Annotated in this window: 24 protein-coding genes; 10 read left to right on the top strand and 14 right to left on the bottom strand. The window is 71.9% G+C overall.

The features are described from left to right. Nucleotides 1-31 precede the first annotated feature (31 nt). A complete protein-coding gene (locus tag ACZ6C6_RS05935; RefSeq protein ID WP_469199518.1) occupies nucleotides 32-991 on the top strand; it encodes an ROK family protein in 960 nt (319 codons plus the stop codon). Here the strand turns inward: ACZ6C6_RS05935 and ACZ6C6_RS05940 are convergent. After that, on the bottom strand, nucleotides 981-3011 hold the full coding sequence (locus ACZ6C6_RS05940) for an NPCBM/NEW2 domain-containing protein (RefSeq protein ID WP_469199520.1): 2031 nt from the start codon (nucleotides 3009-3011) through the stop codon (nucleotides 981-983). The two genes, ACZ6C6_RS05935 and ACZ6C6_RS05940, sit on opposite strands and share 11 nt — an antisense overlap. Nucleotides 3012-3274: 263 nt before the next feature. On the opposite strand from ACZ6C6_RS05940, the gene ACZ6C6_RS05945 reads away from it, so the two are divergent. Genes ACZ6C6_RS05945 through ACZ6C6_RS05955 form a run of 3 tightly spaced genes read left to right on the top strand, consistent with a single transcriptional unit; the run spans nucleotide 3275 to nucleotide 6409 of the window. After that, the gene (locus ACZ6C6_RS05945; protein ID WP_469199522.1) at nucleotides 3275-4564 is read left to right on the top strand and encodes an ABC transporter substrate-binding protein; all 1290 of its coding nucleotides are present in this window, start codon (nucleotides 3275-3277) and stop codon (nucleotides 4562-4564) included. 16 nt (nucleotides 4565-4580) lie between these two features. Continuing rightward, nucleotides 4581-5495: a carbohydrate ABC transporter permease gene (locus tag ACZ6C6_RS05950; RefSeq protein ID WP_469199523.1), complete on the top strand. Its 915-nt coding sequence runs from the start codon at nucleotides 4581-4583 to the stop codon at nucleotides 5493-5495. Further along, nucleotides 5492-6409 (top strand): carbohydrate ABC transporter permease, encoded by a 918-nt coding sequence (locus ACZ6C6_RS05955; RefSeq protein ID WP_469199525.1) that lies wholly within the window; start codon nucleotides 5492-5494, stop codon nucleotides 6407-6409. Before ACZ6C6_RS05950 ends, ACZ6C6_RS05955 begins: the two co-directional genes overlap by 4 nt. A gap of 42 nt (nucleotides 6410-6451) precedes the next feature. Here ACZ6C6_RS05955 and ACZ6C6_RS05960 read toward each other — a convergent pair whose 3' ends face one another. After that, on the bottom strand, nucleotides 6452-7009 hold the full coding sequence (locus ACZ6C6_RS05960) for an excalibur calcium-binding domain-containing protein (protein ID WP_469199527.1): 558 nt from the start codon (nucleotides 7007-7009) through the stop codon (nucleotides 6452-6454). A 164-nt stretch (nucleotides 7010-7173) separates the two neighbouring features. On the opposite strand from ACZ6C6_RS05960, the gene ACZ6C6_RS05965 reads away from it, so the two are divergent. After that, on the top strand, nucleotides 7174-7440 hold the full coding sequence (locus ACZ6C6_RS05965) for a hypothetical protein (protein WP_469199529.1): 267 nt from the start codon (nucleotides 7174-7176) through the stop codon (nucleotides 7438-7440). 109 nt (nucleotides 7441-7549) lie between these two features. After that, complete coding sequence (locus ACZ6C6_RS05970; RefSeq protein WP_469199530.1) at nucleotides 7550-8587, top strand: NUDIX hydrolase; 1038 nt, start codon at nucleotides 7550-7552, stop codon at nucleotides 8585-8587. On the opposite strand, the gene ACZ6C6_RS05975 is transcribed toward ACZ6C6_RS05970, so the two are convergent. Further along, on the bottom strand, nucleotides 8546-9256 hold the full coding sequence (locus ACZ6C6_RS05975) for an MBL fold metallo-hydrolase (RefSeq protein WP_469199532.1): 711 nt from the start codon (nucleotides 9254-9256) through the stop codon (nucleotides 8546-8548). The genes ACZ6C6_RS05970 and ACZ6C6_RS05975 overlap by 42 nt on opposite strands. Nucleotides 9257-9347: 91 nt before the next feature. After that, nucleotides 9348-10712, bottom strand: a complete 1365-nt coding sequence (locus tag ACZ6C6_RS05980) for a M20/M25/M40 family metallo-hydrolase (RefSeq protein WP_469199534.1) — start codon at nucleotides 10710-10712, stop codon at nucleotides 9348-9350. Between the two features lie 184 nt (nucleotides 10713-10896). Here ACZ6C6_RS05980 and ACZ6C6_RS05985 point away from each other — a divergent pair, with 184 nt between their 5' ends. Then, nucleotides 10897-12111, top strand: a complete 1215-nt coding sequence (locus tag ACZ6C6_RS05985; RefSeq protein ID WP_469199536.1) for a geranylgeranyl reductase family protein — start codon at nucleotides 10897-10899, stop codon at nucleotides 12109-12111. 38 nt (nucleotides 12112-12149) lie between these two features. Here the strand turns inward: ACZ6C6_RS05985 and ACZ6C6_RS05990 are convergent, their stop codons facing one another. Next, the gene (locus ACZ6C6_RS05990) at nucleotides 12150-12614 is read right to left on the bottom strand and encodes a nitroreductase/quinone reductase family protein (protein WP_469199538.1); all 465 of its coding nucleotides are present in this window, start codon (nucleotides 12612-12614) and stop codon (nucleotides 12150-12152) included. Nucleotides 12615-12757: 143 nt separating this feature from the next. On the opposite strand from ACZ6C6_RS05990, the gene ACZ6C6_RS05995 reads away from it, so the two are divergent. Then, nucleotides 12758-13468 carry a TetR/AcrR family transcriptional regulator gene (locus tag ACZ6C6_RS05995; protein ID WP_469199540.1) on the top strand — a complete coding sequence of 237 codons (711 nt, stop codon included), beginning with the start codon at nucleotides 12758-12760 and terminating at the stop codon, nucleotides 13466-13468. Nucleotides 13469-13480: 12 nt separating this feature from the next. Here ACZ6C6_RS05995 and ACZ6C6_RS06000 read toward each other — a convergent pair whose 3' ends face one another. Continuing rightward, entirely contained in the window at nucleotides 13481-14236 is a 756-nt protein-coding gene (locus ACZ6C6_RS06000) for a maleylpyruvate isomerase family mycothiol-dependent enzyme (protein ID WP_469199542.1), read from the bottom strand. A 58-nt stretch (nucleotides 14237-14294) separates the two neighbouring features. Further along, a complete protein-coding gene (locus ACZ6C6_RS06005; RefSeq protein WP_469199544.1) occupies nucleotides 14295-15515 on the bottom strand; it encodes an MFS transporter in 1221 nt (406 codons plus the stop codon). 156 nt (nucleotides 15516-15671) lie between these two features. Here ACZ6C6_RS06005 and ACZ6C6_RS06010 point away from each other — a divergent pair, with 156 nt between their 5' ends. After that, nucleotides 15672-16886, top strand: coding sequence for an ROK family protein (locus tag ACZ6C6_RS06010; RefSeq protein WP_330311002.1), 1215 nt, complete (start codon nucleotides 15672-15674; stop codon nucleotides 16884-16886). Nucleotides 16887-16890: 4 nt separating this feature from the next. Here the strand turns inward: ACZ6C6_RS06010 and ACZ6C6_RS06015 are convergent, their stop codons facing one another. The 6 genes from ACZ6C6_RS06015 to ACZ6C6_RS06040 all read right to left on the bottom strand — a co-directional run bounded on the left by ACZ6C6_RS06015 (nucleotide 16891) and on the right by ACZ6C6_RS06040 (nucleotide 20535). After that, complete coding sequence (locus ACZ6C6_RS06015; protein WP_469199546.1) at nucleotides 16891-17811, bottom strand: phosphotriesterase family protein; 921 nt, start codon at nucleotides 17809-17811, stop codon at nucleotides 16891-16893. After that, nucleotides 17805-18386 (bottom strand): DUF4865 family protein, encoded by a 582-nt coding sequence (locus ACZ6C6_RS06020; RefSeq protein ID WP_469199548.1) that lies wholly within the window; start codon nucleotides 18384-18386, stop codon nucleotides 17805-17807. The genes ACZ6C6_RS06015 and ACZ6C6_RS06020 overlap by 7 nt, the downstream gene beginning before the upstream one ends. Before the next feature lie 11 nt (nucleotides 18387-18397). Beyond that, nucleotides 18398-18796, bottom strand: coding sequence for a (R)-mandelonitrile lyase (locus ACZ6C6_RS06025; protein ID WP_469199550.1), 399 nt, complete (start codon nucleotides 18794-18796; stop codon nucleotides 18398-18400). A gap of 29 nt (nucleotides 18797-18825) precedes the next feature. After that, a complete protein-coding gene (locus tag ACZ6C6_RS06030) occupies nucleotides 18826-19401 on the bottom strand; it encodes a TetR/AcrR family transcriptional regulator (protein WP_469199552.1) in 576 nt (191 codons plus the stop codon). Between the two features lie 87 nt (nucleotides 19402-19488). Then, nucleotides 19489-20007, bottom strand: a complete 519-nt coding sequence (locus ACZ6C6_RS06035) for an ATP-binding protein (protein ID WP_469199554.1) — start codon at nucleotides 20005-20007, stop codon at nucleotides 19489-19491. Nucleotides 20008-20193: 186 nt separating this feature from the next. Next, nucleotides 20194-20535, bottom strand: coding sequence for a hypothetical protein (locus tag ACZ6C6_RS06040; protein ID WP_469199556.1), 342 nt, complete (start codon nucleotides 20533-20535; stop codon nucleotides 20194-20196). A gap of 227 nt (nucleotides 20536-20762) precedes the next feature. Between ACZ6C6_RS06040 and cds1 the strand changes: the two genes are divergently transcribed. Further along, a complete protein-coding gene (cds1, locus tag ACZ6C6_RS06045) occupies nucleotides 20763-21899 on the top strand; it encodes an L-cysteine desulfhydrase Cds1 (protein ID WP_469199558.1) in 1137 nt (378 codons plus the stop codon). Nucleotides 21900-21903: 4 nt separating this feature from the next. Here cds1 and ACZ6C6_RS06050 read toward each other — a convergent pair whose 3' ends face one another. Next, nucleotides 21904-22356 (bottom strand): SRPBCC family protein, encoded by a 453-nt coding sequence (locus ACZ6C6_RS06050; RefSeq protein WP_469199560.1) that lies wholly within the window; start codon nucleotides 22354-22356, stop codon nucleotides 21904-21906. Between the last annotated feature and the right edge of the window lie 42 nt (nucleotides 22357-22398).

Raw genomic sequence — 22398 nt, forward strand, 5'->3', positions numbered from 1 at the left:
GGTCCCGTCCACACCACCCGGAGCCACACCGATGCAGAACCACCTCGTCGCCGCCCTGGACATCGGGGGCACCAAGATCGCCGGCGCGTTGGTGGACCGGGACGGCGCGCTCGTGGCGCGGGCCCAGCGGCCGACGCCCGCACGGGAGAGCGGCGAACGCGTCATGGCGGCGGTCGGCGGCGTCCTGGCCGAGCTGGCCGCGTCCCCGTACTGGGGCGACGCGACGGCCGTCGGCATCGGCAGCGCGGGCCCGGTGGACGCCGCCGAGGGGACGGTCAGCCCGGTCAACGTGCCCGGCTGGCGGGGCTTCCCCCTGGTCGAGCGGGTCGCCGAGGCCACGGGAGGCCTTCCGGTCACACTGGTCGGCGACGGGGTCGCGATCACGGCGGCGGAGCACTGGCTCGGCGCGGCGCGCGGCCATGACAACGCCCTGTGCATGGTGGTCTCGACCGGGGTCGGCGGCGGCCTCGTCCTCGGCGGCGCCCTGCACCCCGGGCCCAGCGGGAACGCCGGCCACATCGGGCACATCAGCGTGGACCTCGACGGCGACCTCTGCCCGTGCGGGGCGCGCGGCTGCGTCGAGCGCATCGCGAGCGGCCCCAACATCGCGCGCCGCGCGCTGGACGCCGGCTGGCGGCCCGGCCCCGACGGCGACGCGACCGCGGTCGGCGTCGCGGCTGCCGCGCGGGCCGGTGACCCGGTCGCCCTGGCCTCCTTCGAACGGGCCGCGCAGGCCCTGGCGGCGGGCATCGCGGCGACGGCGACCCTGGTCGAGATCGACATCGCGGTGATCGGCGGCGGGGTGGCCGGCGCCGGCGACCTGCTGTTCGCGCCGCTGCGCCAGGCTCTGCGCCGGTACGCCACGCTCTCCTTCGTCCAGCATCTGACAGTGGTGCCCGCGGTCATGGGCAACGACGCGGGCCTGGTCGGTGCGGCGGCGGCCGCGCTGGCCGCCACCGCCCGGCCGCTCGTGGACCCGCTCAGCAGGTGATCCGCAGGTCCCCCCAGTCCGCGTGGTCCGAGTCGACGCCGTCGCCGCCGTCCGTGACCACCAGCCGGACGACCTGGGCCCCGGTCACGTCCGCCGAGAGGGGCTGCGGGGCCATCGCGTTGGTCAGGACTCCGGTGGACGCGGCCTTCTTGCCGTCCGCCCAGACCTCGAAGGTCACGCTGCCCTTGGTGCCTTTCTCGTCGTCCACTCCCACCTGCGCCGTCACGGCGGTGCACGCGCCGCCCGCGTAGTACTCGATGCTGCTCGCCGCGTGCGCGCCGAGCCCCTTGGCGTACACCTGGCCGCCGATGGTCAGCGGATGGCCGTCGCCCGCGGCGCTCTCGCCGTTGCTGGTGTCCTTCTCGACGGGGCCGTAGCCGTTGGAGGCGCTGAGCTGCGGCAGGTCGCTGAGGTAGCCGCCGCCGGAGGGGGGCGGCACCACCACATGGACGTTGAACGGGACGGCGGACCGGACCCGCTCACCGGTGGGGGAGCGGTACTGCGCGGTGAGCGTCAGGTCGTAGCTGCCCGGGGCCGTCCCCGCGGGGGCTGCCACCCGCCACCGGGTGGCCAGGGCGCCGCCGGTGGGCAGCGCGGGTGTCCGCGTGGGCGATGCGGACTCGACCCGCCAGCCGTCCGGGCCGGTGAGCGCGGCGGACACCGTGAGCGCGGGGGTGCGGCCCAGGTCGGTGACCTCGGTCGACAGGGTGGCGGTGCGGCCCGCCTCGACCAGCGGGCTGCCCTCCAGGGCGAGTCCGACGGCTGGCGGGTGCGCGGCCCAGCGGCTGTCGGCGGCGACGCGCAGCAGCACGGTGCCGTGGGCGGGGACGGTCGCCGAGATGCCGCCCGCGGTGTTGCGGGTGGTGCGCTCCCACAGGTCGCGCATGGTGTACCCGTCGGCGTCCGGCAGACCCGCCGCGGCGGCCGTGGTGGCGATCCGCTGCGCGCTGCCGGTCTCGTTGAACAGCGCCACGGCCCGGGAGCCGTCCGCCATCTCCTTGGCGACGACCCAGCGTCCGTCCTGCGAGGAGATCACCTCGCCCTGCTTGCCCAGTGGGTCCTGGTCGACGGCGATGACCTCCTTGTTGGAGAGGATGTCGAACGTCTCCTGGGAAGCGGTGCGCAGGTCGGAGCCGATGAGCAGCGGCGCCGCCATCACCGACCACATCGAGAAGTGGGTGCGGTACTCGGTGTCCGTCATTCCGCCGTTGCCGACCTCCAGCATGTCGGGGTCGTTCCAGTGGCCCGGTCCCGCCGCGGCGGCGAGCGGGAGGTTCTGCTTCATGATCGACAGCATGCTGCCCCAGCTGTCGTTGATGTCGCCCGTGGTGCGCCAGAGGTTGCCCAGGTCCGCGGCCCATTCCCAGGGCTTGTTCTGCCCCCATTCGCAGATGCTGTAGACCATGGGCCGCCCGGTCGCGACGAGCGCGTCGCGCATCGTCGTATAGCGCTCCTTCGCGTCCACGCCCTGGTTGTTGCAGTTGTCGTACTTGAGATAGTCGACGCCCCAGTCCGCGAACTGCTGGGCGTCGCTGTACTCGTGGCCGAGCGCTCCGGGAAGCCCGACGCTGTCGCAGGTCTTGGTCCCGGCACTGGTGTAGATCCCCAGCTTGAGGCCCTTCGCGTGCACATAGTCCGCCACCGCCTTGATGCCGTGCGGAAAGCGCACCGGATCGGCTTCCAGCTTTCCTTCCGCGTTGCGGTGCGGAACGGCCCAGCAGTCGTCCAGATTGACGTACTCGTACCCGGCGGCCTTCAGCCCTTTTTCGACGAAGATGTCGGCGATTCCCTTGACCATCGCCTCGTTGAATTCCGCGCGGCAATGCGTGGAGTTCCAGTTGTTGAAGCCCATGGGCGGGGTGAGGGCCAGTCCGTTCCCGGCCCGGGTCTGGGCTGCCGGTGCCGGGGACTGTGCGGCGGCGGGCACCGCGACCCCCGCCGTACACAGGAGGCCCGCGGCCAGGGCTCCGAGGATTCTGCGGTGGCTCGCTCGGGTGGGACGGCTTGGAAGATGACGCATCGTTACGTTCCTCCGTACTCGTGCCGGATCAAGTGGCGACATGTGCACGCCAGGACGAGCGAATACGTTAGAGCGTGTTGAAGTCTGTTGGAAGAGGGCGGGTCTCCGGTCGGCCGCATCTCGTCAAAACCCTTGACTGCGCCCCATGTTGGGGGTGAGATCCAAGCGCACGTTCGGTTGTGTTCGGTTGCCTTCCGGAGGACGGGGTCATGGCACACTCGTACAACAGATCGGATCTGCCCGGCAGTGTCACGGGGCATCGGATGTCCCGGCGGAGCCTGCTGCGCGGCGCGGCGCTCGGTGCCGGTGCGGTCACTCTTCCCGCCCTGCTCACCGCGTGCGGCGGCGGTCCCGGCGGGGACGGCAAGACCGTCACCCTGGGATCCAACGCGTCCGACCCCGTTCCCAAGAAGGCGTTCGCCGACGCGTTCAAGGCGTACGCGGCACAGTCCGACGGCCGGAAGGTGAAGGTCAACACGGTCGACCACAACACCTTCCAGGAAAACATCAACCGCTATCTCCAGGGCAAGCCCGACGACGTCTTCATGTGGTTCGCCGGGTATCGCATGCAGTTCTTCGCGAAGAAGGGCCTGCTGTACGACATCAGCGACAACTGGCAGCACTACACGGGATTCTCCGACGCCCTGAAGCAGCAGTCCAGCGGCGAGGACGGCAAGCAGTACCTCACCCCGTACTACTACTATCCGTGGGCCGTCTTCCATCGGAAGAGCCTGTTCACCGAGCGCGGCTATCAGGTGCCCGGAACGCTGGACGAGTACGTGGCGCTCGCCAAGCAGATGAAGAAGGACAAGCTGGACCCCATCGCGTTCTGCGACAAGGACGGCTGGCCCGCCATGGGCACCTTCGACTACATCAACATGCGCACCAACGGATACGAATTCCACAAGAGCCTCATGGCCGGTGAGGAAGCCTGGACCGACAAGCGCGTCCGGGACGTCTTCGACACCTGGCGGCGCCTCCTCCCGTACTGCCAGCCCGGCGCCAACGGCCGTACCTGGCAGGAGGCCGCCACCAGCCTTCAGAAGCGCGAGGCGGGCATGACCGTGCTCGGACTCCCGCACCCCGGGCAGCAGTTCCCCAAGGACGAACAGGGCGACCTGGACTTCTTCCCGTTCCCCGAGATCAGCCCCGAGCACGGCCAGGACGCCGTGGAGGCGCCCATCGACGGGTTCCTGCTGGCCAAGAAGTCCAAGAACCTGAAGAACAAGAAGACGCTGGAGAGCGCCAAGGACCTGGTGAAGTGGCTCGCCACCGGCAAGGCCGAGGACATCTACCTCAAGAGCGACCCCAACAACATCGCGGTCAGCGAGGAGGCGGACACCTCCGGGTACTCCGCGATCCAGAAGAAGGCCGTCGAACTCGTCTCGGGTGCCAAGCAGATCTCGCAGTTCCTCGACCGGGACACCCGTCCTGACTTCGCGTCCACGGTCATGATCCCCGCGATCCAGAAGTTCATCAGCAGCCCGAACGACGTGGACGGCCTGGTCAACGACATCGAACGGCAGAAGAAGACCATCTTCGCCTCGGACTGAACCGGGAGTACGCACCGTGCCGTTCATCTCGGGGAGGCGCACCGGGCGACGGGGCATGCGGCGGTACACCCGCCGCGACCTCGTCGTGCTCGGTGTGCTGCTCGGCCTGCCCGTCCTGCTCGACCTCGCCATCGTCTGGGGCCCGACCCTGGCCTCCGTCGTCCTCTCGTTCACCAGCTGGGACGGGATCGGCGACATCAAGTGGGTCGGGACCCGCAATTACTCGAACCTCTTCACGAACTACCCGCAGTTCTGGCCCGCCGCCCGGCACAACCTGCTCTGGCTCGCCTTCCTCGGCCTCGTCGCCACCCCGTTCGGGCTGCTCCTGGCCGTACTGATCGACCGGGGCGTGCGGTTCAGCCGCTTCTACCAGTCCACGCTGTACATGCCCGTCGTGCTCTCGCTCGCGGTGGTCGGCTTCATCGCCCAGCTCGTGTTCTCGCGGGACCAGGGCGCGCTCAACGCCGTCATCGGCGACACGGAGAACCCGACGGACTGGCTCGGCGATCCGGACCTCAACATCTGGATGGTCCTGCTGGCCGCCGCCTGGCGGCACACCGGCTATGTGATGATCCTCTACCTCGCCGGGCTCAAGGCCGTCGACCAGTCCCTCAAGGAGGCGGCGGCGATCGACGGGGCGAGCGAGGCACAGACCTTCTTCCGCGTCGTCTTCCCGACCCTGCGGCCGGTCAACGTCATCGTCGGTGTCATCACCGTCATCGAGTCGCTGCGCGCCTTCGACATCGTGTACGCGGTCAACCACGGCCGCAACGGCCTCGAACTGCTCTCCGTGCTCGTCACCGACAACATCATCGGCGAGGCGAGCCGGATCGGGTTCGGCTCCGCGATCGCCGTCGTCCTGCTGACCGTCTCCCTCGGATTCGTGGTGACGTACCTGGTCCAGGAGCTCCGAGGGGAGAAAGACCGATGACCACCACGCAGGCCACCCCCGTACGCCCGGCACCCGCCGCCCCCGTCGCGGCCCGCCGCAGGCTCCGCCCCGGCCGGCTCGGTGTGCACGTCTTCCTGACGGCGGTCTCGCTGGCCTTCCTCGCCCCGCTGCTCCTAGCGGTCTACGCCTCGCTGCGGCCGTACGACGAGACCTCCGAGTACGGCTACTTCTCGCTGCCGCGCCATCTCTCGCTGGACTACTACCGGCAGGCCTTCACCGACTCCGGGATGACGAAGTACTTCGTCAACACCCTGATCATCGCGGTGCCGGGCGTCCTGATCACCCTCTTTCTCGCCTCGTTCGTGGCCTTCGCGCTCGCCCGGCTCAAAATGCGTGGCGGCCTGGTCCTGCTGATGCTCTTCACGGCCGGCAACCTGCTCCCGCAGCAGGTGATCGTCACCCCGCTGTACGTCGTCTTCAACCGGATCCCGCTGCCGTACTGGATGTCCGACTCGATGACGATGTTCGACTCCTACTGGGCCGTCGTGCTGGTGCAGATCGGCTTCCAGATCGGTTTCTGCGTGTTCGTCCTGGCCAACTTCATGCGCACCCTCCCGCCGGAGATCCTGGAGGCGGCGGTCGTGGACGGAGCCGGGGTCTGGACGCGGTTCTGGCGGATCACCCTGCCGCTGTGCCGCCCGGCGCTCGCCGCGCTGGGCACGCTCCAGTTCACCTGGATGTACAACGACTTCCTGTGGGCGCTGGTCTTCATCTCCGACGGAGACAAACTGCCCATCACCTCCGCGCTGAACAACCTGCGCGGGCAGTTCTTCACCGACTACAACCTGCTCGCCGCCGGTTCGGTGATCGTCGCGCTGCCGACACTCATCGTGTTCCTGCTGCTCCAGCGGCACTTCATCGCCGGACTCACGCTGGGGTCCGGAAAGGGCTGACGGGGTGCCCGGCGAAACGGCCGGGCACCCCGTCACCACCCCCTACTCGCAGGCCACGCCGTCCCCGTCACGGTCGAGGTGACGGCCGTACCCCGGGTCGCCCCGGTGGATCGGGGCGGCGCCGGCCGCGCGGACGGCGGTGCAGTTCGCGTAGTACGCCGAGCCGCCCCCGCCCGAGCCTCCGCCATCCGAACCGGAGTCGTCCGAACCGGAGTCGTCCGAGGGGCCGGCCGGGGCCTCGGGGGCGACGGTGACCTTGACGGTCTTCGTCTTCGTGACGGTCGGCACCGCCTTGGGGCTCGCGGTGACCGTCTCGGTCACGGCCGGCTCCGGGGCGGGCGTGACCGACACCGTGGTGGTCACGGTCGGCGCCGGCGAGGACTTCGCCGCGGCCTCGCTCCTGTCCGCACCGGAGTCCCCGCCGGTGGCGCCCATGCCCACACCGATGAAGAAGAGAACGGTCGCCGCCGGGATGACGATCCGCTTCCTCGCCCAGCGGGGCGCGCCGCCCCCGGGGCCGCCGGGGCCCTGCGGGCCGAACGGGGACGGCTGCGGCGGCGGCCCCCAAGGCGGCGGCTGCGGCGGCGGGTTGTGCGACATGGGGCCCCCAAGGTTGCGTGGAGGGACGACCGTAACCAGGGCGCCGGACGCATGGGAGGGCAATCCTCCGCAAGTGATGGAGTTGTGACCATTGCGTGAAGCCGGAGGCCCGCCACGGTCTGCGCGGACCGGCCGTTGTCAGTGGCGGGTGCGATCCTGCATGCATGGACGAGATCATGCGACGGCGGGTGTACGGCGCCGACCACGAAGACCCCGACCCGGGCCCCCGGCCCGGCCGTGAGTACCGGGAACTGGTCGGCGGACCGCTCGACGGCCTGCTCCTCGACGTGACGGGGTGGACGGAGGTGGCCCTCGCGGACGGCTCCGCCCTGGTCACCGAAATCGGTGCGTACGGACCGGGCGGCCGCGCCGAGTACGGCCCGCGCCCGGACGAGCCGGACAAGTGGGACTGGCGGGGCGATACGCCGTAGCCCGGGAGGCGCCTGCCGGCCCGTCCGCGTAACGCATCGCCCCGGGCGGGTTTTCGCGGCAGGGTGTTGCGGGCAAGCCACAGGGGGCTGCTACGGAAGAGGGGGAACCGTGATCGTCTGGATCAACGGTGCGTTCGGCGCCGGAAAGACCAGCGCCGCGCGTGAACTGATCGATCTGATCCCGAACAGCACCTTGTACGACCCGGAACTCACCGGGACGGGGCTCAGAAGCCTGCTGCCCCAGAAGAAGCTGGCCGAGGTGGCGGACTTCCAGGACCTGCCGATCTGGCGGCGCCTCGTGGTGGACACCGCCGCAGCGCTCCTCGCCGAGCTGGGCGGGGTCCTCGTCGTACCGATGACGCTCCTGCGGCAGGAGTACCGCGACGAGATATTCGGCGGCCTCGCCGCCCGGCGCATACCGGTGCGCCATGTACTGCTCTCACCTGAGGAAACGATCCTGCGCGAGCGCATCGCCCACCGGGCCGAATTCCCCGGTGACGCGGAGGGCGTGGACCCGACCGGCCGCTGGGCGTACGACCGCATCGAACCGTACCGATCGGCCCTCGGCTGGATCACCGGGGACGCCCACCCCATCGACAACGGCGCGCTCACCCCGCGCGAGACGGCGGAGCGCATCGCGGAGGCCGTACGCACCGACGCCGCCCCCGCCTGCGAGATCGTCCAGACCCCCGAGCCCACGGCGGAGACCGTCGCCGCAGGGGTGCTGCTGTTCGACGAGCACGACCGGTTCCTGCTCGTCGACCCCACGTACAAGCCGGGCTGGGAGTTCCCCGGCGGCGTCGTGGAGGCGGGCGAGGCCCCCGCACAGGCCGGCATCCGGGAGGTCGCCGAGGAGATCGGCATCCAGCTCGACCGGGTGCCCAAGCTGCTCGTCATCGACTGGGAGGCGCCCGACCCGCCCGGGTACGGGGGTCTGCGCCTCCTCTTCGACGGCGGACTGCTGCCCCGGGCGGACGCGGAACGGCTGCTGCTCCCCGGCTCCGAGCTGCGCGGCTGGCGGTTCGTCACCGAGGCGGAGGCGGCCACCCTGCTGCCGCCCACCCGCTACGAACGGCTCTGCTGGGCGTTGCGGGCCCGCGAACGCTCAGCCGTGCTCAACCTGGAGGCCGGCGTCCCCGTCGGCTGAGGCCCGCAGAGTCGCGGCGGCGTCCTCGGTGAGGGGGTCGCCGTGGCCGAAGCAGACCGTGGCCGGTGCCAGCCGGGCCAGCCGCCGGAACGAGGCCACGGCCTGCTCCCGGTCGATGTTGAAGACACCCAGCATCACCTGCCCCACCCCGGCCACGCAGTCGCCGGTGAACAGCACGCCGTGCCGGGGGAGGTGCACACCGATGGAGCCCGGCGTGTGCCCGGGGGAGTGGACCACCCGCGCCCCGCCCCCGAACGGCAGCACCACCCCGTCGGACAGTTCGGTGTCGACCCGGGTCGGGGGCGCCGGAGGAACGGTCAGCGCGTGCTCGTACAGCGGGCGTTCCCAGTCCAGGAGCACCGGCTCCCCGACCTCCTCCTCGCCCCGGATCACCGGCGCGTCCAGCTGGTGCGCCAGAATCTCGGCACCGTGGCGGTCGGCCAGCTCCTGCGCGGCGCCGTAGTGGTCCCGGTGGCCGTGGGTGATGACGATCCGGGCGATGCCGGCGGGGTCGAGGCCGAGGCCGCGCACCGCCTCCTCGATGGCGGACGCCGCGTTCACGTCGCCCGCGTCGATCAGGGTCAGCTCCGCCCCGTCGCGCCAGAGATACGCCTGGCCGATCGGGAAGCGGAACATGTGCAACTGCGGAAGCACCTCTACGAGATCCATGCGGTGAACGTACGGCGGGCCGCCCGGTCATCGCATGGATCTACGCTCTCGGCGAGCTTCGCTCAACGCGTAGCCCGGTCGCGAGGCGGACTCAGACCGCCTTCGACGCCGCGTAGTTGCGCAGGAACAGCGCCTCGGCCACGGAGAGCCGCTCCAGCTCCTCGGGCGACACGCTCTCGTTCACCGCGTGGATCTGCGCCTCCGGCTCGCTGAGCCCGATCAGCAGGATCTCCGCTTCCGGGTACAGCCCGGCCAGCGTGTTGCACAGCGGAATCGATCCGCCCATGCCGGAGGACTGCATCTCCTGGCCCGGGTACGCGACCCGCATGGCGTCGGCCATCGCGGTGTACGCCGGGCTCGCGATGTCCGCGCGGAACGGCTGCCCCTGGCCGACCTGTTCGACGGAGACCTTCGCACCCCAGGGGGCGTGCGCGAGCAGATGTGCGGTCAGGAGCTTCGTGGCCTGCTCCGCGTCCTGGCCCGGCGGCACCCGCAGGCTGATCTGCGCACGGGCGCTCGCCTGCACGGACGGCGTCGCGCCGACCACCGCGGGGCAGTCGATGCCGATCACGGTCACCGACGGCCGCGCCCAGATCCGGTCGGCGACCGTGCCCGTACCCACGAGTCCCACCCCGTCGAGGACCTTGGCGTCCTTGCGGAATTCCTCCTCCGGGTACTGCAGCCCGTCCCACTGCTCGTCCGCGGTCAGACCGTCGACCGTGGTCGAGCCGTCCTCGGCGCGCAGCGAGGCGAGCAGCTGGATCATCGCGGCCAGCGCGTCGGGGGCGGCACCGCCGAACTGCCCGGAGTGCAGATTGCCCTCCAGGGTGTCCAGCTGCACCCGCAGCATCGTCATCCCGCGCAGCGTCGACGTCACGGTCGGCAGCCCGGCCCGGAAGTTGCCGGTGTCGCCGATCACGATGGTGTCCGCGGCGAGCAGTGCGGGGTGAACCTCGGCGTACCGCTGCAGACCGCCGGTGCCCTGCTCCTCCGAACCCTCCACGATCACCTTGACCGAGACGGGGACCCCGCCGTCCGCCTTCAGGGCGCGGAGCGCGAGGAGATGCATGATGAAGCCGCCCTTGCAGTCGGCCGTACCCCGGCCGAACCAGCGCCCGTCACGCTCCGTCAGCTCGAACGGCGGGGAGATCCAGGCGGCCTCGTCCAGCGGCGGCTGCACGTCGTAGTGCGCGTAGAGCAGCACGGTCGGCGCGCCCTCGGGCCCGGGCAGGAAACCGTAGACGGACTTGGTGCCGTCCGGGGTGTCGAGCAGGGCCACGTCCTGGAAGTCCTCGGCACGCAGCGCGGCGGCGACCCACTCGGCGGCGCCCTCGCACTCGCTCCTCGGATAGACCGCGGGGTCCGCCACCGACTGGAAGGCCACCAGCTCGGTCAGCTCCGCCTTGGCGCGGGGCATCAACGAGGCGACGGTCTCGGGAATCGGGTGGCCGGTCATGGGGCACGCTCCTGGTAGGTGCGACGTTATGTGTACGTTTCCGGTTACTCGCCCGCCTGGAGTGCGGCGTCGCGGGTACGTCGGAGACTCGGCCGATCCTCCCACAGCGGTTCTCGGCCACGACGCGCCGTAGGATGCCGTGAGCAGCTTGGGCCACTGGTGGGATCGGGAGCAGAAGCACATCGTGAGCAGCGAGAACGCAGACGCCGGACATGAGCACGAAGAGTCGTCCGTGTGGGACGTCGTCGTAGTCGGCGCCGGACCGGCGGGAGCCTCCGCGGCATACGCGGCGGCCGTCGCCGGCCGCAAGGTACTGCTCCTGGAGAAGGCGGAGCTGCCCCGTTACAAGACGTGCGGCGGCGGCATCATCGGATTTTCGCGCGACGCGTTGCCGCCCGGGTTCGAACTGCCCCTGAAGGACCGGATCCACGCGGTCACCTTCTCGCTCAACGGCAGACTGGCGCGCACCCGCCACTCGAAGCGGATGCTCTTCGGGCTCATCAACCGCCCCGAGTTCGACGCGGGGCTGGTCGAGCAGGCGCAGAAGGCCGGTGCCGAACTGCGCACCGGGGCGACCGTCTCGCGGGTGGAGCAGCACGGTGCCGCGGTGCCTGACCGGCGCACCGTCGCCGTGGTGCTGGCCGGCGGCGAGACCGTCCTGGCCCGCGCGGTGGTCGGCGCGGATGGCAGCGCCGGGCGGATAGGAGCCCATGTCGGCGTCAAGCTCGACCAGGTCGACCTCGGCCTGGAGGCGGAGATCCCGGTGCCGCCCACCGTGGCGGAGGACTGGGCGGGCCGCGTCCTCATCGACTGGGGCCCGATGCCCGGCAGTTACGGCTGGGTCTTCCCCAAGGGCGACACCCTGACGGTCGGCGTGATCTCCGCGCGCGGCGACGGCGCCGGCACCAAGCGGTATCTGGAGGACTTCGTCGCGCGGCTCGGCCTCGCCGGCTTCGAGCCGAAGATCTCCTCCGGCCACCTCACGCGCTGCCGCAGCGAGGACTCGCCGCTCTCGCGCGGCCGGGTGCTGGTGTGCGGTGACGCGGCCGGTCTGCTGGAGCCGTGGACGCGTGAGGGCATTTCTTTCGCACTGCGCTCGGGACGGCTCGCCGGTGAGTGGGCGGTGCGCGTCGCGGAGGCGCACGACGCGGTGGACGCCCGCCGCCAGGCGCTCAACTACGCCTTCGCCATCAAGGCCGGGCTCGGCGTCGAGATGAGCGTGGGCCGCCGCATGCTGAAGCTGTTCGAGCGGCGCCCGGGTCTGCTGCACGCAGTCCTGACTGGCTTCCGCCCTGCGTGGAACGCGTTCGCGGGCATCACACGCGGCACGACCTCGCTGGCCGAACTGGTTCGTTCGCACCCGCTGGCCCAGCGGGCGCTCTCGGCGATGGACCGTTAGAACGCGGGCTTTCGGGGGCTGGCGCGCCGTACGGTGCGTCAGCCCTTCTCGCTGATCAGGAAGACCGGGTGGTCGGGGCAGGCCGCCAGGATCTCGGCGTCCGTGGATTTCGCCGTGACGCCCCGGAAGTACTGGTTGACCTCCCAGCCCCACCGCTTCAGGTAGGTGCGGAGGACGGCCGCCTTGTGCGCGTCGTCCGCGATCTCCACGGCCGAGAAGGGCTGTGTCCGGCGGCCGCGGCGCAGTTCCCCGCCGCCCGCCGCCCGCATGTTGCGCACCCACTGCGAGTGGCCGCGGGCGGAGACCAGGTACCGCGCACCCTCGTAGGTGTGCGGGTTGACGGGGACGCGCTGCATCTGGCCGCTCTTGCGGCCCCGCACCGAGAGCTCCCGTGAGCCGAGCAGGCTGATTCCGTGGCGCGCGAGCCAGCCGACAAGGCTGTTGAAGCGGACGTTGAGCGGGCTGCCCTGCAGGTAGTACGGCTGCGTCTGCGACGAAGACATGGTGTGTGACCCCCACGGTTGAGAAAGCGTTTTGGAGAGCAGTGCTCTCGCTTGAGATCAGTGTGCACGGGAGCGGTGCACAAAAGCAAGAGCACTGCTCTCGTTATTGGTCGCCGCTCTGCGCGCATGGCAGACTGAGCCCCATGAGCGCTGTCCGGGGAGCCAGGGAGCGGGCCCGTATCGAGGTCACCGCCGCCATCAAGGACGAGGCGAGGAAACAGCTCGCCGCCGAGGGCGCGGCGAAGCTGTCGCTGCGCGCCGTCGCGCGCGAACTGGGCATGGTCTCCTCGGCCCTCTACCGCTACTTCCCCAGCCGGGACGACCTGCTGACCGCTCTCATCGTCGACGCGTACGACGCGGTCGGTGAGGCCGCCGAGCGCGCCCGGCGCGCCGCCGGGTCGTCCGGCGCCCCCGCCACCGGTCTCGCCCGCTGGGTCGCGGTCGCCTGCGCCGTACGCGACTGGGCGCTGGCCCACCCCCACGAGTACGCGCTCATCTACGGTTCACCCGTGCCCGGTTACTCGGCGCCGCAGGACACCGTCGGCCCTGCCGCACGCGTCGGCATGGTGCTCATCGGCATCGTGGAGGAGGCGCGCCGCGACGAGGGCCTGGCGCTGCCGCCGCTCCCGGACGAACTGCGCCCGGAGGCCGAACGGCTCGCCGCGGACGTGTCCCCGGGGCTGGCTCCGGCGGTGGCCGCCCCGCTCGTCGCGGCCTGGTCCCAGATGTTCGGGCTCATCTCCTTCGAGGTGTTCGGCCAGTTCAACCGGGTGGTGGAGGCCCGCGAGGTCTTCTTCCGCCACGCCGTCACGGAACTGGCCCGCACCGTCGGCCTCCTGGGCCGCCGCGGCTGAGCCGGTACGGCGTCAGGACCAGGTGATCGCGGAGTTCTCGCGCCAGATCCGCGCCGGTTCCTCGTCGCCCGTCACCGTGAGGGCCGACAGCGGGAGCCGGTTCCACAGGGCGAGGTAGAGCGTCCCGGCCGGCGCGCTCAGCTCGCAGTCCACGGCGGATGCCCCGCCCTGCCCCTCCTCCCGCACCGCCACCGGCGGCTCGGCGGACAGCCGTACGGTCCACACGGTGTCCGTGTCCGTCGCCCGGATCCGCAGCGTGCGCGGGGTCGCGGTGCGCACCCGGCTCTTCGGGCGGGCGTGCATCCCCCGCAGCAGTTCGTCGATGCCGTCCACCGCGTGTCCGGCGTCGACGGGGGAGAGGCCGCCACCGCGCGCGGACTCGGCGTCCACCCGGTGGATCGTCGTCTCATGGGCCTGGCGGCGGGCCCAGAAGGCGAGCGGCGACGGCGCCGGGAGGAACGACCAGCACTCCACGTCCTGCGGCGCGTTCTCCAGCGTCTCCACCAGGAGCCGGTGTCCTTCGCGGAAACGGGCAAGCAGCTCCGGGCCGTCCAGCCGCGGCTCCCCGCCGTCGGGGACGTACGAGGTGTGGCCCTCGCGCACGAAGGCCGCGGCCCAGGAGTGCACCATCGCGGTGTGCCGGAGCAGATCGCGCACCCGCCAGTCGGGACAGGTGGGGACCGGGGCCCCGGCCCCCGCCTCTTCGGCAGCGTCCGCCATCAGGCGGCCCTCGGCGGCCAGGGCCGCTATGTGATCCGTGATCTTCATGGACGGATTGTGCCAGCCGGCCGGGCGTCCCTGGGGGCGGTGCGTCAGGTCCGCCCGGTCAGGTGTGCGCCGCCCTTCGGGCCCCGTACCCCAGGGCCGCCGCGCCACCCGCCAGCACCGCCACCGTGGTCAGGGCCACCGGCAGCGAGAACCAGTCGGCCAGGAAACCGATCGCGGGCGGCCCGAGCAGCATGCCGCCGTAACCGAGCGTCGAGGCCGCGGCGACCCCGCCCGGTCCGGCCAGCTCGCCGGCCCGGCCGACCGCCACCGGGAAGATGTTGGCGAGGCCGATCCCGGTGACCGCGAAGCCGAGCAGCGCCAGCCAGGCCGTCGGGGCGAGCGAGCCCAGGAGCATCCCGGCGGCCGCCGTGGCGCCGCCCGCCACCAGCGTGCGGGTCTGCCCGAGCCGTTCGAGGAGGGCGGTGCCGCTGAGCCGGCCCGCCGTCATGGCCAGCGCGAACAGCGAGTATCCGGCGGCGGCGACCCCGGGACGGGCGTGCAGGTCCTGCTCCAGGTGGAGGGCGCCCCAGTCGGCCAGCGCGCCTTCCCCGTACGCGGTGCAGAGCGCGATCAGGCCGAACAGCAGCACCACCCTGCGTGCCCGCCCGGACAGCCGCTGTCCGGACCGGGTGGGCGGGGCGTCCGCCCGCTCCGGGGGTACGGGCGCCGGGTGCCGCAGCAGGACCGGGCCGGCGAGCGCGGTGACGACCAGTCCGATTCCGGTCAGAAGGGAGAGGTGCACGGACGGCGAGAGGCCGCCCGCGACGAGCCCGCCGAGCCCCGCGCCGAGCATCCCGCCGAGGCTGAACGCGGCGTGGAAGCTGGGCATCACGGGGCGGCGCAGGGCGGCGACCAGGTCCACCGCAGCGCTGTTCATCGCCACGTTCATCCCGCCGTACGCGGCACCGAAGACCAGCAGCACGAGCCCCAGCGACAGGGCCGAGTGCGTCCGGGCGGGCAGCGCGATGCTGAGCGAGAGGAGAACACCGCAGGCCACGGTCACCGCGTGGCTGCCGAACCGGCGGCAGAGCCGGCCGGTGAGCGTCATGGTGATCACGGCACCGGCGGAGACGCCGAGGAGTGCGAGGCCGAGGGTGGCGGCCGAGGCGCCGGTCTGGTGCTTGATGGCCGGGATACGGACCACCCAGCCGGCGAAGAGGAAACCGTCGAGGGCGAAGAACACGGTCAGCGCGGTACGGAGACGGGCCGACGAGAGCGGGGCGGTGTTGCCGCCAAGTCCCCCCGGGAGTGCCGTCCGCAGTTTGTTTAGTTGCGGCACAAACTCAGCATAGGGGTGGCCCGGCGGCCGGTGCAAGACGGCCGGCCCGCCCGGCCCGGAGCGCTCCGTTCCGGGGCGCGCCAGGGCCCGGCGCCCGGGGCGAATCGGCCACCACGGCGTCAAAGGCACCGCCGGGATCATGGGAGACTCGCCCCCATGAACGGCAAGGCGACCACCACCCGGACGAAGTTGGAGAGGGGCCGCAGCGCGCTCGGACCCGCCCTTGAACTGGTCCACACCGGGCGCGCGCCCACGCGCGCCGTCCTCACCTCCGAGCTGGGGGTCACCCGGGCGACGGCGGGCGCGGTCGCCGCCGAGCTGGAAGCCCTCGGCCTGATCCGGGTCGACTCCAGCCCCGGTTCGGCGGCGGGTTCGCAGGGCCGGCCCTCGCACCGGCTGGCCGTACGGGAGTCGGGCCCGGTGGCCGTCGCCGCCCAGGTGCACGCGGACGGCTTCCGCGCCGCGCTCGTCGGCCTCGGCGGCCGGCTCGTCGCGACCGCCCCCGGCTGCGTCACCATCACCGCCGACCCGGCCCAGGTCATCGGCGAGGTCGTGGACCACTGCGCGCGGCTGCTCCGGGACAGCGGACTGCGGTGCGTCGGGGCCGGGCTCGCGGTGCCGTCGGCGGTCGCCGAGCCGGAGGGCACCGCCCTCAACCCGCTGCACATCGCCTGGCCCGCCGGTGCCCCGGTCCGCGAGATCTTCGCCACCTGCGTACGCGAAGCGGGCATCGGGGGACCGGCGTTCACCGGCAACGACGTCAACCTCGCCGCGCTCGCCGAGCACCGGCACGGCGCCGGTCGCGAGGCCCAGCACCTGCTGTGCGTCGCCACCGGGCACCGGGGCGTGGGCGGAGCGCTCGTCCTCGACGGCCGCCTGCACACCGGGAGTTCGGGCCTCGCCCTGGAGGTCGGCCACCTCACCGTCAACCCCGAGGGCCGTCCCTGCCACTGCGGCGGGCGCGGCTGCCTCGACGTGGAGACCGACCCGCTCGCCTTCCTCACCGCCGCGGGGCGTACCCCGGGCCCCGAGGAGTCCCTGCTCAAGCAGTCCGGCGACCTGCTGCGCAACGAGTACGGGGACCCGGCCGTGCGCACCGCGGCCGAGGAGCTGATCGACCGGCTCGGCCTGGGGCTCGCCGGTCTCGTCAACATCCTCAACCCGGACCGGATCATCCTCGGCGGGCTGCACCGCGCCCTGCTCGACGCCGACCCCGAGCGGCTGCGGGCGGTGGTGGCCGACCGCAGCCTGTGGGGGCGCAGCGGGAGCGTGCCGATCCTGCCCTGCACCCTCGACCACAACAGCCTGGTCGGGGCGGCGGAGCTGGCCTGGCAGCCGGTCCTGGACGACCCGCTGGGGGCGCTCGCCTGAGAGGTCAGGCCCCTCGCGCCGACCCGCTCTCCACCGGCGGTTCGAAGGCGAACGCCCGCGCCGGATTGGCCACCAGCACCGTCCCCATCGCCTCGGCGCCGAGCACCTCCTCCAGGCGGGGCCGGAGCCGGCGCAGCAGGAACGGCATACCGGGGGTCTCCGGGACCGTCGTGTCGCCGCCCAGCAGCAACTGCCCGGTGAACCCCGCCCCGGCCAGCTCCGCCAGCTCCTCCGGAAGCCGCCAGTCCGTGGCGTGGTTGGCCCGCGACGGCCCGTCGAACGCCAGGAAGGCACCCGCCCGCGCCGCCTCCCGCTGCACCGCCCCGTCCGGGGAGCGGCCGAGGTGGCCGAGGATCACCCGGTGCGGCGGGACGCCCAACTCCCCGCACAGCAGCTCCAGGACGTCGAGCGCGGCCGTGCCCAGCTCCAGGTGGACGGCGATCGGCGCGCCCGTGCGGTGATGCGCCCCGGCCGCCGCGGTCATGGTGAGCCGGGCGTGCGCGTCGATGGTGTGGAAGGCGCCGGCCACCTTGATCAGGCCCGCCCGCACCCCGCTGGCGCCGATGCCCTCGGTCAGCTCCGTGACGAAGAGCGCGGCGAGGTCGTCCTTGACGCGGTCCAGCAGTTCCGGTGGGTAGTGCGCCGCCTGGTGCAGCCCCGTCGCGGCGACCACGTGCGTGCCCGTCGCCCGGGCCAGCCCGGCCAGCGCACCGGCCCCGCGCCCCATGCCGTGCGGCGTCCACTGCACCACGGCCCGGCCGCCCAGTGCGTGGAAGGCGCGCAGCCGCCCGGCCGCCCACTCCGGGTCGTCCAGCTCCTGGCCCGGCAGCACCGGGCTGCGCAGGAAGAGGTGGTCGTGGGCGTCGCAGACCCCCAGCTCCCCGGGTGCGATGTCCCCGAGGACGGTACGGACGACGGCTACCACTGGCGCCCCCTGGTGATCCGGTCCTGCTCGGGGCGGCTGAGGTGGAGCACCTGGTAGCGCTCGCCGGGCGCGGCCGGGGCCTCGTGGTCCCAGAGCGTGAAGTGCAGGAGCTCCCAGTGGCGGGGATCGGCGGCCAGCGCCGAGGCGACGGCGCCCGGTGCCTCCGCGAGCCGGCGGTTCTCCTCCAGCGCCGCCTCCACCGCGTCCGCCGGGGCGACCGACGGCGGTACGGGCGAGCGGTGGCGGGTCGCCGAGCGGGGGAGCGCCGACGACGCGGGCCCGTCCTCGTACGACAGTCCGGTCCAGTGCTGCACCGCGGGGCGGCCGAAGTCCTGGACCATGCCCTGGAATCCGGAGCCCCAGAGGAAGGCGTTCATGCCCTCGGGCCGGGTCCACAGGTAGAACGGCGCGTACTGGTTGACCGGCGAGTCCTCGCCCCGCTCCCGCATCAGGTACGCCTTCAGCCCGAGCCCCGGGAAGTCGTCCAGGAGATGGCCGCGGGTCGCCACCCGGCGGCGGATGATGTCCATGTCGTAATCGGCGGGCAGGGTGATCTCGTACTGCGTGGCATGCATCGAAGGGCTCCTCAGGACGCCGGATAGTCGGCGACGTGCGTGTCGGAGTGCCAGTGGATGGTGCTGCCGTCCCCGGCGGCCTCGACCACGGCGAGATGGGTCATGAACGTGCGCGGTGACGCCCCGTGCCAGTGCCATTCGTCCGGCTCGATCCATACGGTGTCGCCGGCCCGGATCGTCTCGACCGGGCCGCCCCTGCGCTGCACCAGCCCCTCGCCCTCGGTGACGTGCAGGACCTGGCCGTGCGGGTGGGTGTGCCACGCGGTGTGGCCGCCGGGTGCGAAGTGCACGCTGAACATCCGCAGCCGGGAGGGCGGTTCGGGGGCGGCGATCTCGTCCAGCCACACCGTGCCGTTGAAGTGTGCGGAGGAACCCGGTTCGGTGTCGGGGCGGTTCCTGGTGATGCGCATGTGCGGCTGCTCCTGAAGCGGTCGAAAGGTCAGGCGGGCGGGGCGAGCAGACTGAGCAGTCCCCGTGCGCCCGCGTCGAAGGCGTCCGTCGAACCCGAGGCGCGGGCCAGCACATAGCCGCCCTGCACCGTCGCGACGATCGAGGCGGCGATGTCCTCGGGCACCACGCCGGAGCCGAACTCGCCCCGGTCGACGCCCTCGCGGACGATGCCGGCGAGCCTGCCGCGCAGCCAGGCGATGGTCTCGTCCACCGGCTCCCGCAGCTCGTCGCTCGCGACGATGTCCGGGTCCATGGTCAGCCGCCCCACCGGGCAGCCGCGCAGCACGTCGCGCTCGCGCAGCAGATAGGCCGAGATCCGCTCGTACGCCGATCCGGGCGTGTCGAGCAGCTGGTCCACGGACTCCCGAAGCTCGTCGGCCGTGCGGCGGATGGCGGTCAGGGCCAGATCCGGTTTGCCGGTGAAGTGGTGGTACATGCTGCCCTGGCCCACACCGGCGTGCTGCTGGATGGCCTTGGGGCTCATCCCCACGTAGCCGCGCTCCCACAGGAGCTCCCGGGTGGCTTCGATCAGACGGTCCGGAGTGCTCATGCGGACAGTGTACATACTAGTAGGTACAGAAAAGGGGCCCGGCGCATACGTGAGCGGGGCATCCCAGGCAGGGATGCCCCGCTCCTGTCGTGGCCGGTCGGGTCAGCCCACCACGGCCGACCGGGACGCCGAGGGCGGTGAGCCCTCCAGATGCTTCAGGACGCTCAGGTCGAACGGCCCGTCCGTCGTCGCCCCGTACACCACGTGCGACGGCGGGGCGAGCGGCGCCGGTGCGGGAAGCGTGAACCACACGGCCTTCCCCGCGCCCTCCCGGGGGCGCACCCCCCAGCTTTCGCTGACCGCGGCGATCAGTGCGAGCCCGCGCCCCGACGTACTGGAGTCGTCGGCCTCGCGCACGGTGGGCAGCCGTGGATCGTGGTCGTGGACGGACACCGTGAGCCGGTCGAGCAGCAGCTCGATCTCGACGGTGCATGACTTGTCCGGCTGTGCGTGCCGGTGCACGTTGGTGAGGAGCTCGGTGACGCCCAGCGCTGTCTGGTCGATCAGAGAATCGAGATGCCAGTAGCGCAGTTGCGCCGAGATGATTCTGCGGACCTGACCGATCCGCGACGGCAGGGCTTGGAGCTCCACCGTGCAGTGCCTGCTTGGCTCGCTGATCACGGCTGCGACTCCCCGAAATAGGTCCGGAAGAAGACGAAGGAACGGATCCAGCACATGGCTTGCTGCTGAGTCCGGGCCGGCGGCCTGGATCACAGTGTCACCGCCGGTACACCATGAGTGACGTGACTCCAATGTCGCTCAGGGCATACGGCTCCGCAACTCGCGGTGTCCCGCGGCCCGCCGGACTCAGAAGCGGCGGCCCCCCGCGCTGTACAGCACCTCCAGGAACCGGTGCGAGGGCGCGGCGTCACCGGGTTTGCCGTCCGGCCGCCGCATTGTCAGCCGGTACCGCGTCCCGTTGACCCGCGCCACCGTGGCGTCCGCCCCCGCGAACCACGGTCTGCCCGCGCTCACCGTGCCCACCGGCGCGCTGTCGATCTCCCGCCCGTAACTCGTCAGGAGGGCCACCCGCCCGTCCTTCACGGTCACCTGCCCCGCCCTGGTGACCGAGCGCGCCCACCGGTCGATGCGCACACCGGTCGCGCTGAACTCCGTCACGCCTGTCGTGCCGAACTCCGTTTCCGACATGGCCCCTTCGCCCCCTTCGTCATGCCTCTGAGACGAAGTGTGCCCATCCCGGGGCCTGCACACCAGAGCGGGACGGTACGCAAACGGCGCATTCGGGCCGTGCGGGGGCGCAGGCGCCCGACCGCGACACCAAGGCACTGCTATGGACCATCAAAGTCAACGTTTGTGCAGGTGGGGGGCATATCGTGGGCCCGGCCGAGACCCGCCGTACGAGGAGAAGCGCGCAGATGGACACCACCGAGCAGGGGCACGGCGGCGCAGCCGTGCCGACCGTCGACGTCGACCGCTCCGACCCGGCCTACCGCGCCTGGCTCAAGGAAGCCGTCCGCAAGGTCCAGGCCGACGCCAACCGCTCCGCCGACACCCATCTGCTGCTCTTCCCGCTGCCGGAGAGCTGGGGGATCGACCTCTACCTCAAGGACGAGTCGACGCACCCCACCGGCAGCCTGAAGCACCGGCTGGCGCGCTCGCTCTTCCTCTACGGGCTCTGTAACGGCTGGATCAGGCCCGGCAAACCGGTCATCGAGGCGTCCAGCGGCTCGACCGCCGTCTCAGAGGCGTACTTCGCCAAACTGATCGGCGTTCCGTTCATCGCGGTGATGCCCCGCACCACCAGCCCGGAGAAGTGCCGGCTCATCGAATTCCACGGCGGGCGCTGCCACTTCGTGGACGACTCGCGCCGGATGTACGAGGAATCGGCGCGCCTCGCCGCCGAGACCGGCGGCCACTACATGGACCAGTTCACCTACGCCGAGCGGGCCACCGACTGGCGGGGCAACAACAACATCGCGGAGTCGGTCTACCAGCAGCTGCGGCTCGAACGCTATCCCGAGCCCACCTGGATCGTCGCCACCGCCGGCACCGGCGGCACCTCGGCGACCATCGCGCGCTACGTGCACTACATGCAGCACGACACCCGGATCTGCGTGCCCGACCCGGAGAACTCCTGCTTCTTCGACGGCTGGACGCACCACGACCCCGAAGCCACCAGCGACTGCGGCTCCCGCATCGAGGGCATCGGCCGGCCCCGGATGGAGCCCAGCTTCGTCCCGGGCGCCATCGACCGGATGATGAAGGTCCCGGACGCTGCGAGCGTCGCCGCCGTGCGCGCCCTGGAACGGGCCATCGGCCGCAAGGCCGGCGGCTCCACCGGCACCGGGCTGTGGAGCGCCTTCAAACTGATCGCCGAGATGGTCGCCCGGGGCGAGCGGGGCAGCGTCGTCACCCTGATCTGCGACCCCGGCGACCGCTACCTCGACAAGTACTACTCCGACGGCTGGCTGGCCGCGCAGGGCCTCGACATCGCCCCGTACACCCGGACCATCGACCGGTTCCTGGCCACCGGCGGCTGGCCGGAGGTGTGACCACTCAGCCGTACGGGCCCGCCGGGCGGTCCAGCATGGCGTCGAGCACCCGGCCGAACACCCGCTTCCCGGCACCGGCCAGCACCGGGTCGGCCCAGCGCGGCAGCAGCCGTACGCTCAGCTCCTCCACCCACACCACATGGGAGCCGGCCCGGTTCGGATACACATCGATCGACGCGCGGCCCAGCACCACCCGGCCGCGCTTCTCCAGCCGGCACATGCCCGCCCGGCTCCCCGCCGGCGGAGACCAGCGGACCACTTCCATCGGATCGTCGAACGCCAGCGGACCCACCCCGGTGCGCGCCACGAACACCGTCCCGACCCGGGTCGGCAGCCCCGTCGGCACCGTGATCGTGGTCAGCGGCACCTGCGCGGCATGCCGCTCCCAGTCCGTCACCCGGCGCCAGGACTCGGCTGCGGGCAAGGAGGAGAAGCGCTCGATCCGGAACACGGCCACACCGCGATCCTAGAGCGTGCGAGCGGTGCCGCGAACGGAGCG

The organism is Streptomyces sp. NPDC041814 (genome assembly GCF_055590565.1).

Excerpts from the sequence above, each read along its gene's own strand:
- ACZ6C6_RS05935 (WP_469199518.1), top strand. The coding sequence starts at position 32 with ATGCAGAACCACCTCGTCGCCGCCCTGGACATCGGGGGCACCAAGATC.
- ACZ6C6_RS05940 (WP_469199520.1), bottom strand. The coding sequence starts at position 3,011 with ATGCGTCATCTTCCAAGCCGTCCCACCCGAGCGAGCCACCGCAGAATC.
- ACZ6C6_RS05945 (WP_469199522.1), top strand. The coding sequence starts at position 3,275 with ATGTCCCGGCGGAGCCTGCTGCGCGGCGCGGCGCTCGGTGCCGGTGCG.
- ACZ6C6_RS05955 (WP_469199525.1), top strand. The coding sequence starts at position 5,492 with ATGACCACCACGCAGGCCACCCCCGTACGCCCGGCACCCGCCGCCCCC.
- ACZ6C6_RS05960 (WP_469199527.1), bottom strand. The coding sequence starts at position 7,009 with ATGTCGCACAACCCGCCGCCGCAGCCGCCGCCTTGGGGGCCGCCGCCG.
- ACZ6C6_RS05965 (WP_469199529.1), top strand. The coding sequence starts at position 7,174 with ATGGACGAGATCATGCGACGGCGGGTGTACGGCGCCGACCACGAAGAC.
- ACZ6C6_RS05975 (WP_469199532.1), bottom strand. The coding sequence starts at position 9,256 with ATGGATCTCGTAGAGGTGCTTCCGCAGTTGCACATGTTCCGCTTCCCG.
- ACZ6C6_RS05980 (WP_469199534.1), bottom strand. The coding sequence starts at position 10,712 with ATGACCGGCCACCCGATTCCCGAGACCGTCGCCTCGTTGATGCCCCGC.
- ACZ6C6_RS05990 (WP_469199538.1), bottom strand. The coding sequence starts at position 12,614 with ATGTCTTCGTCGCAGACGCAGCCGTACTACCTGCAGGGCAGCCCGCTC.
- ACZ6C6_RS05995 (WP_469199540.1), top strand. The coding sequence starts at position 12,758 with ATGAGCGCTGTCCGGGGAGCCAGGGAGCGGGCCCGTATCGAGGTCACC.
- ACZ6C6_RS06000 (WP_469199542.1), bottom strand. The coding sequence starts at position 14,236 with ATGAAGATCACGGATCACATAGCGGCCCTGGCCGCCGAGGGCCGCCTG.
- ACZ6C6_RS06010 (WP_330311002.1), top strand. The coding sequence starts at position 15,672 with ATGAACGGCAAGGCGACCACCACCCGGACGAAGTTGGAGAGGGGCCGC.
- ACZ6C6_RS06020 (WP_469199548.1), bottom strand. The coding sequence starts at position 18,386 with ATGCATGCCACGCAGTACGAGATCACCCTGCCCGCCGATTACGACATG.
- ACZ6C6_RS06025 (WP_469199550.1), bottom strand. The coding sequence starts at position 18,796 with ATGCGCATCACCAGGAACCGCCCCGACACCGAACCGGGTTCCTCCGCA.
- ACZ6C6_RS06030 (WP_469199552.1), bottom strand. The coding sequence starts at position 19,401 with ATGTACACTGTCCGCATGAGCACTCCGGACCGTCTGATCGAAGCCACC.
- ACZ6C6_RS06040 (WP_469199556.1), bottom strand. The coding sequence starts at position 20,535 with ATGTCGGAAACGGAGTTCGGCACGACAGGCGTGACGGAGTTCAGCGCG.
- cds1 (WP_469199558.1), top strand. The coding sequence starts at position 20,763 with ATGGACACCACCGAGCAGGGGCACGGCGGCGCAGCCGTGCCGACCGTC.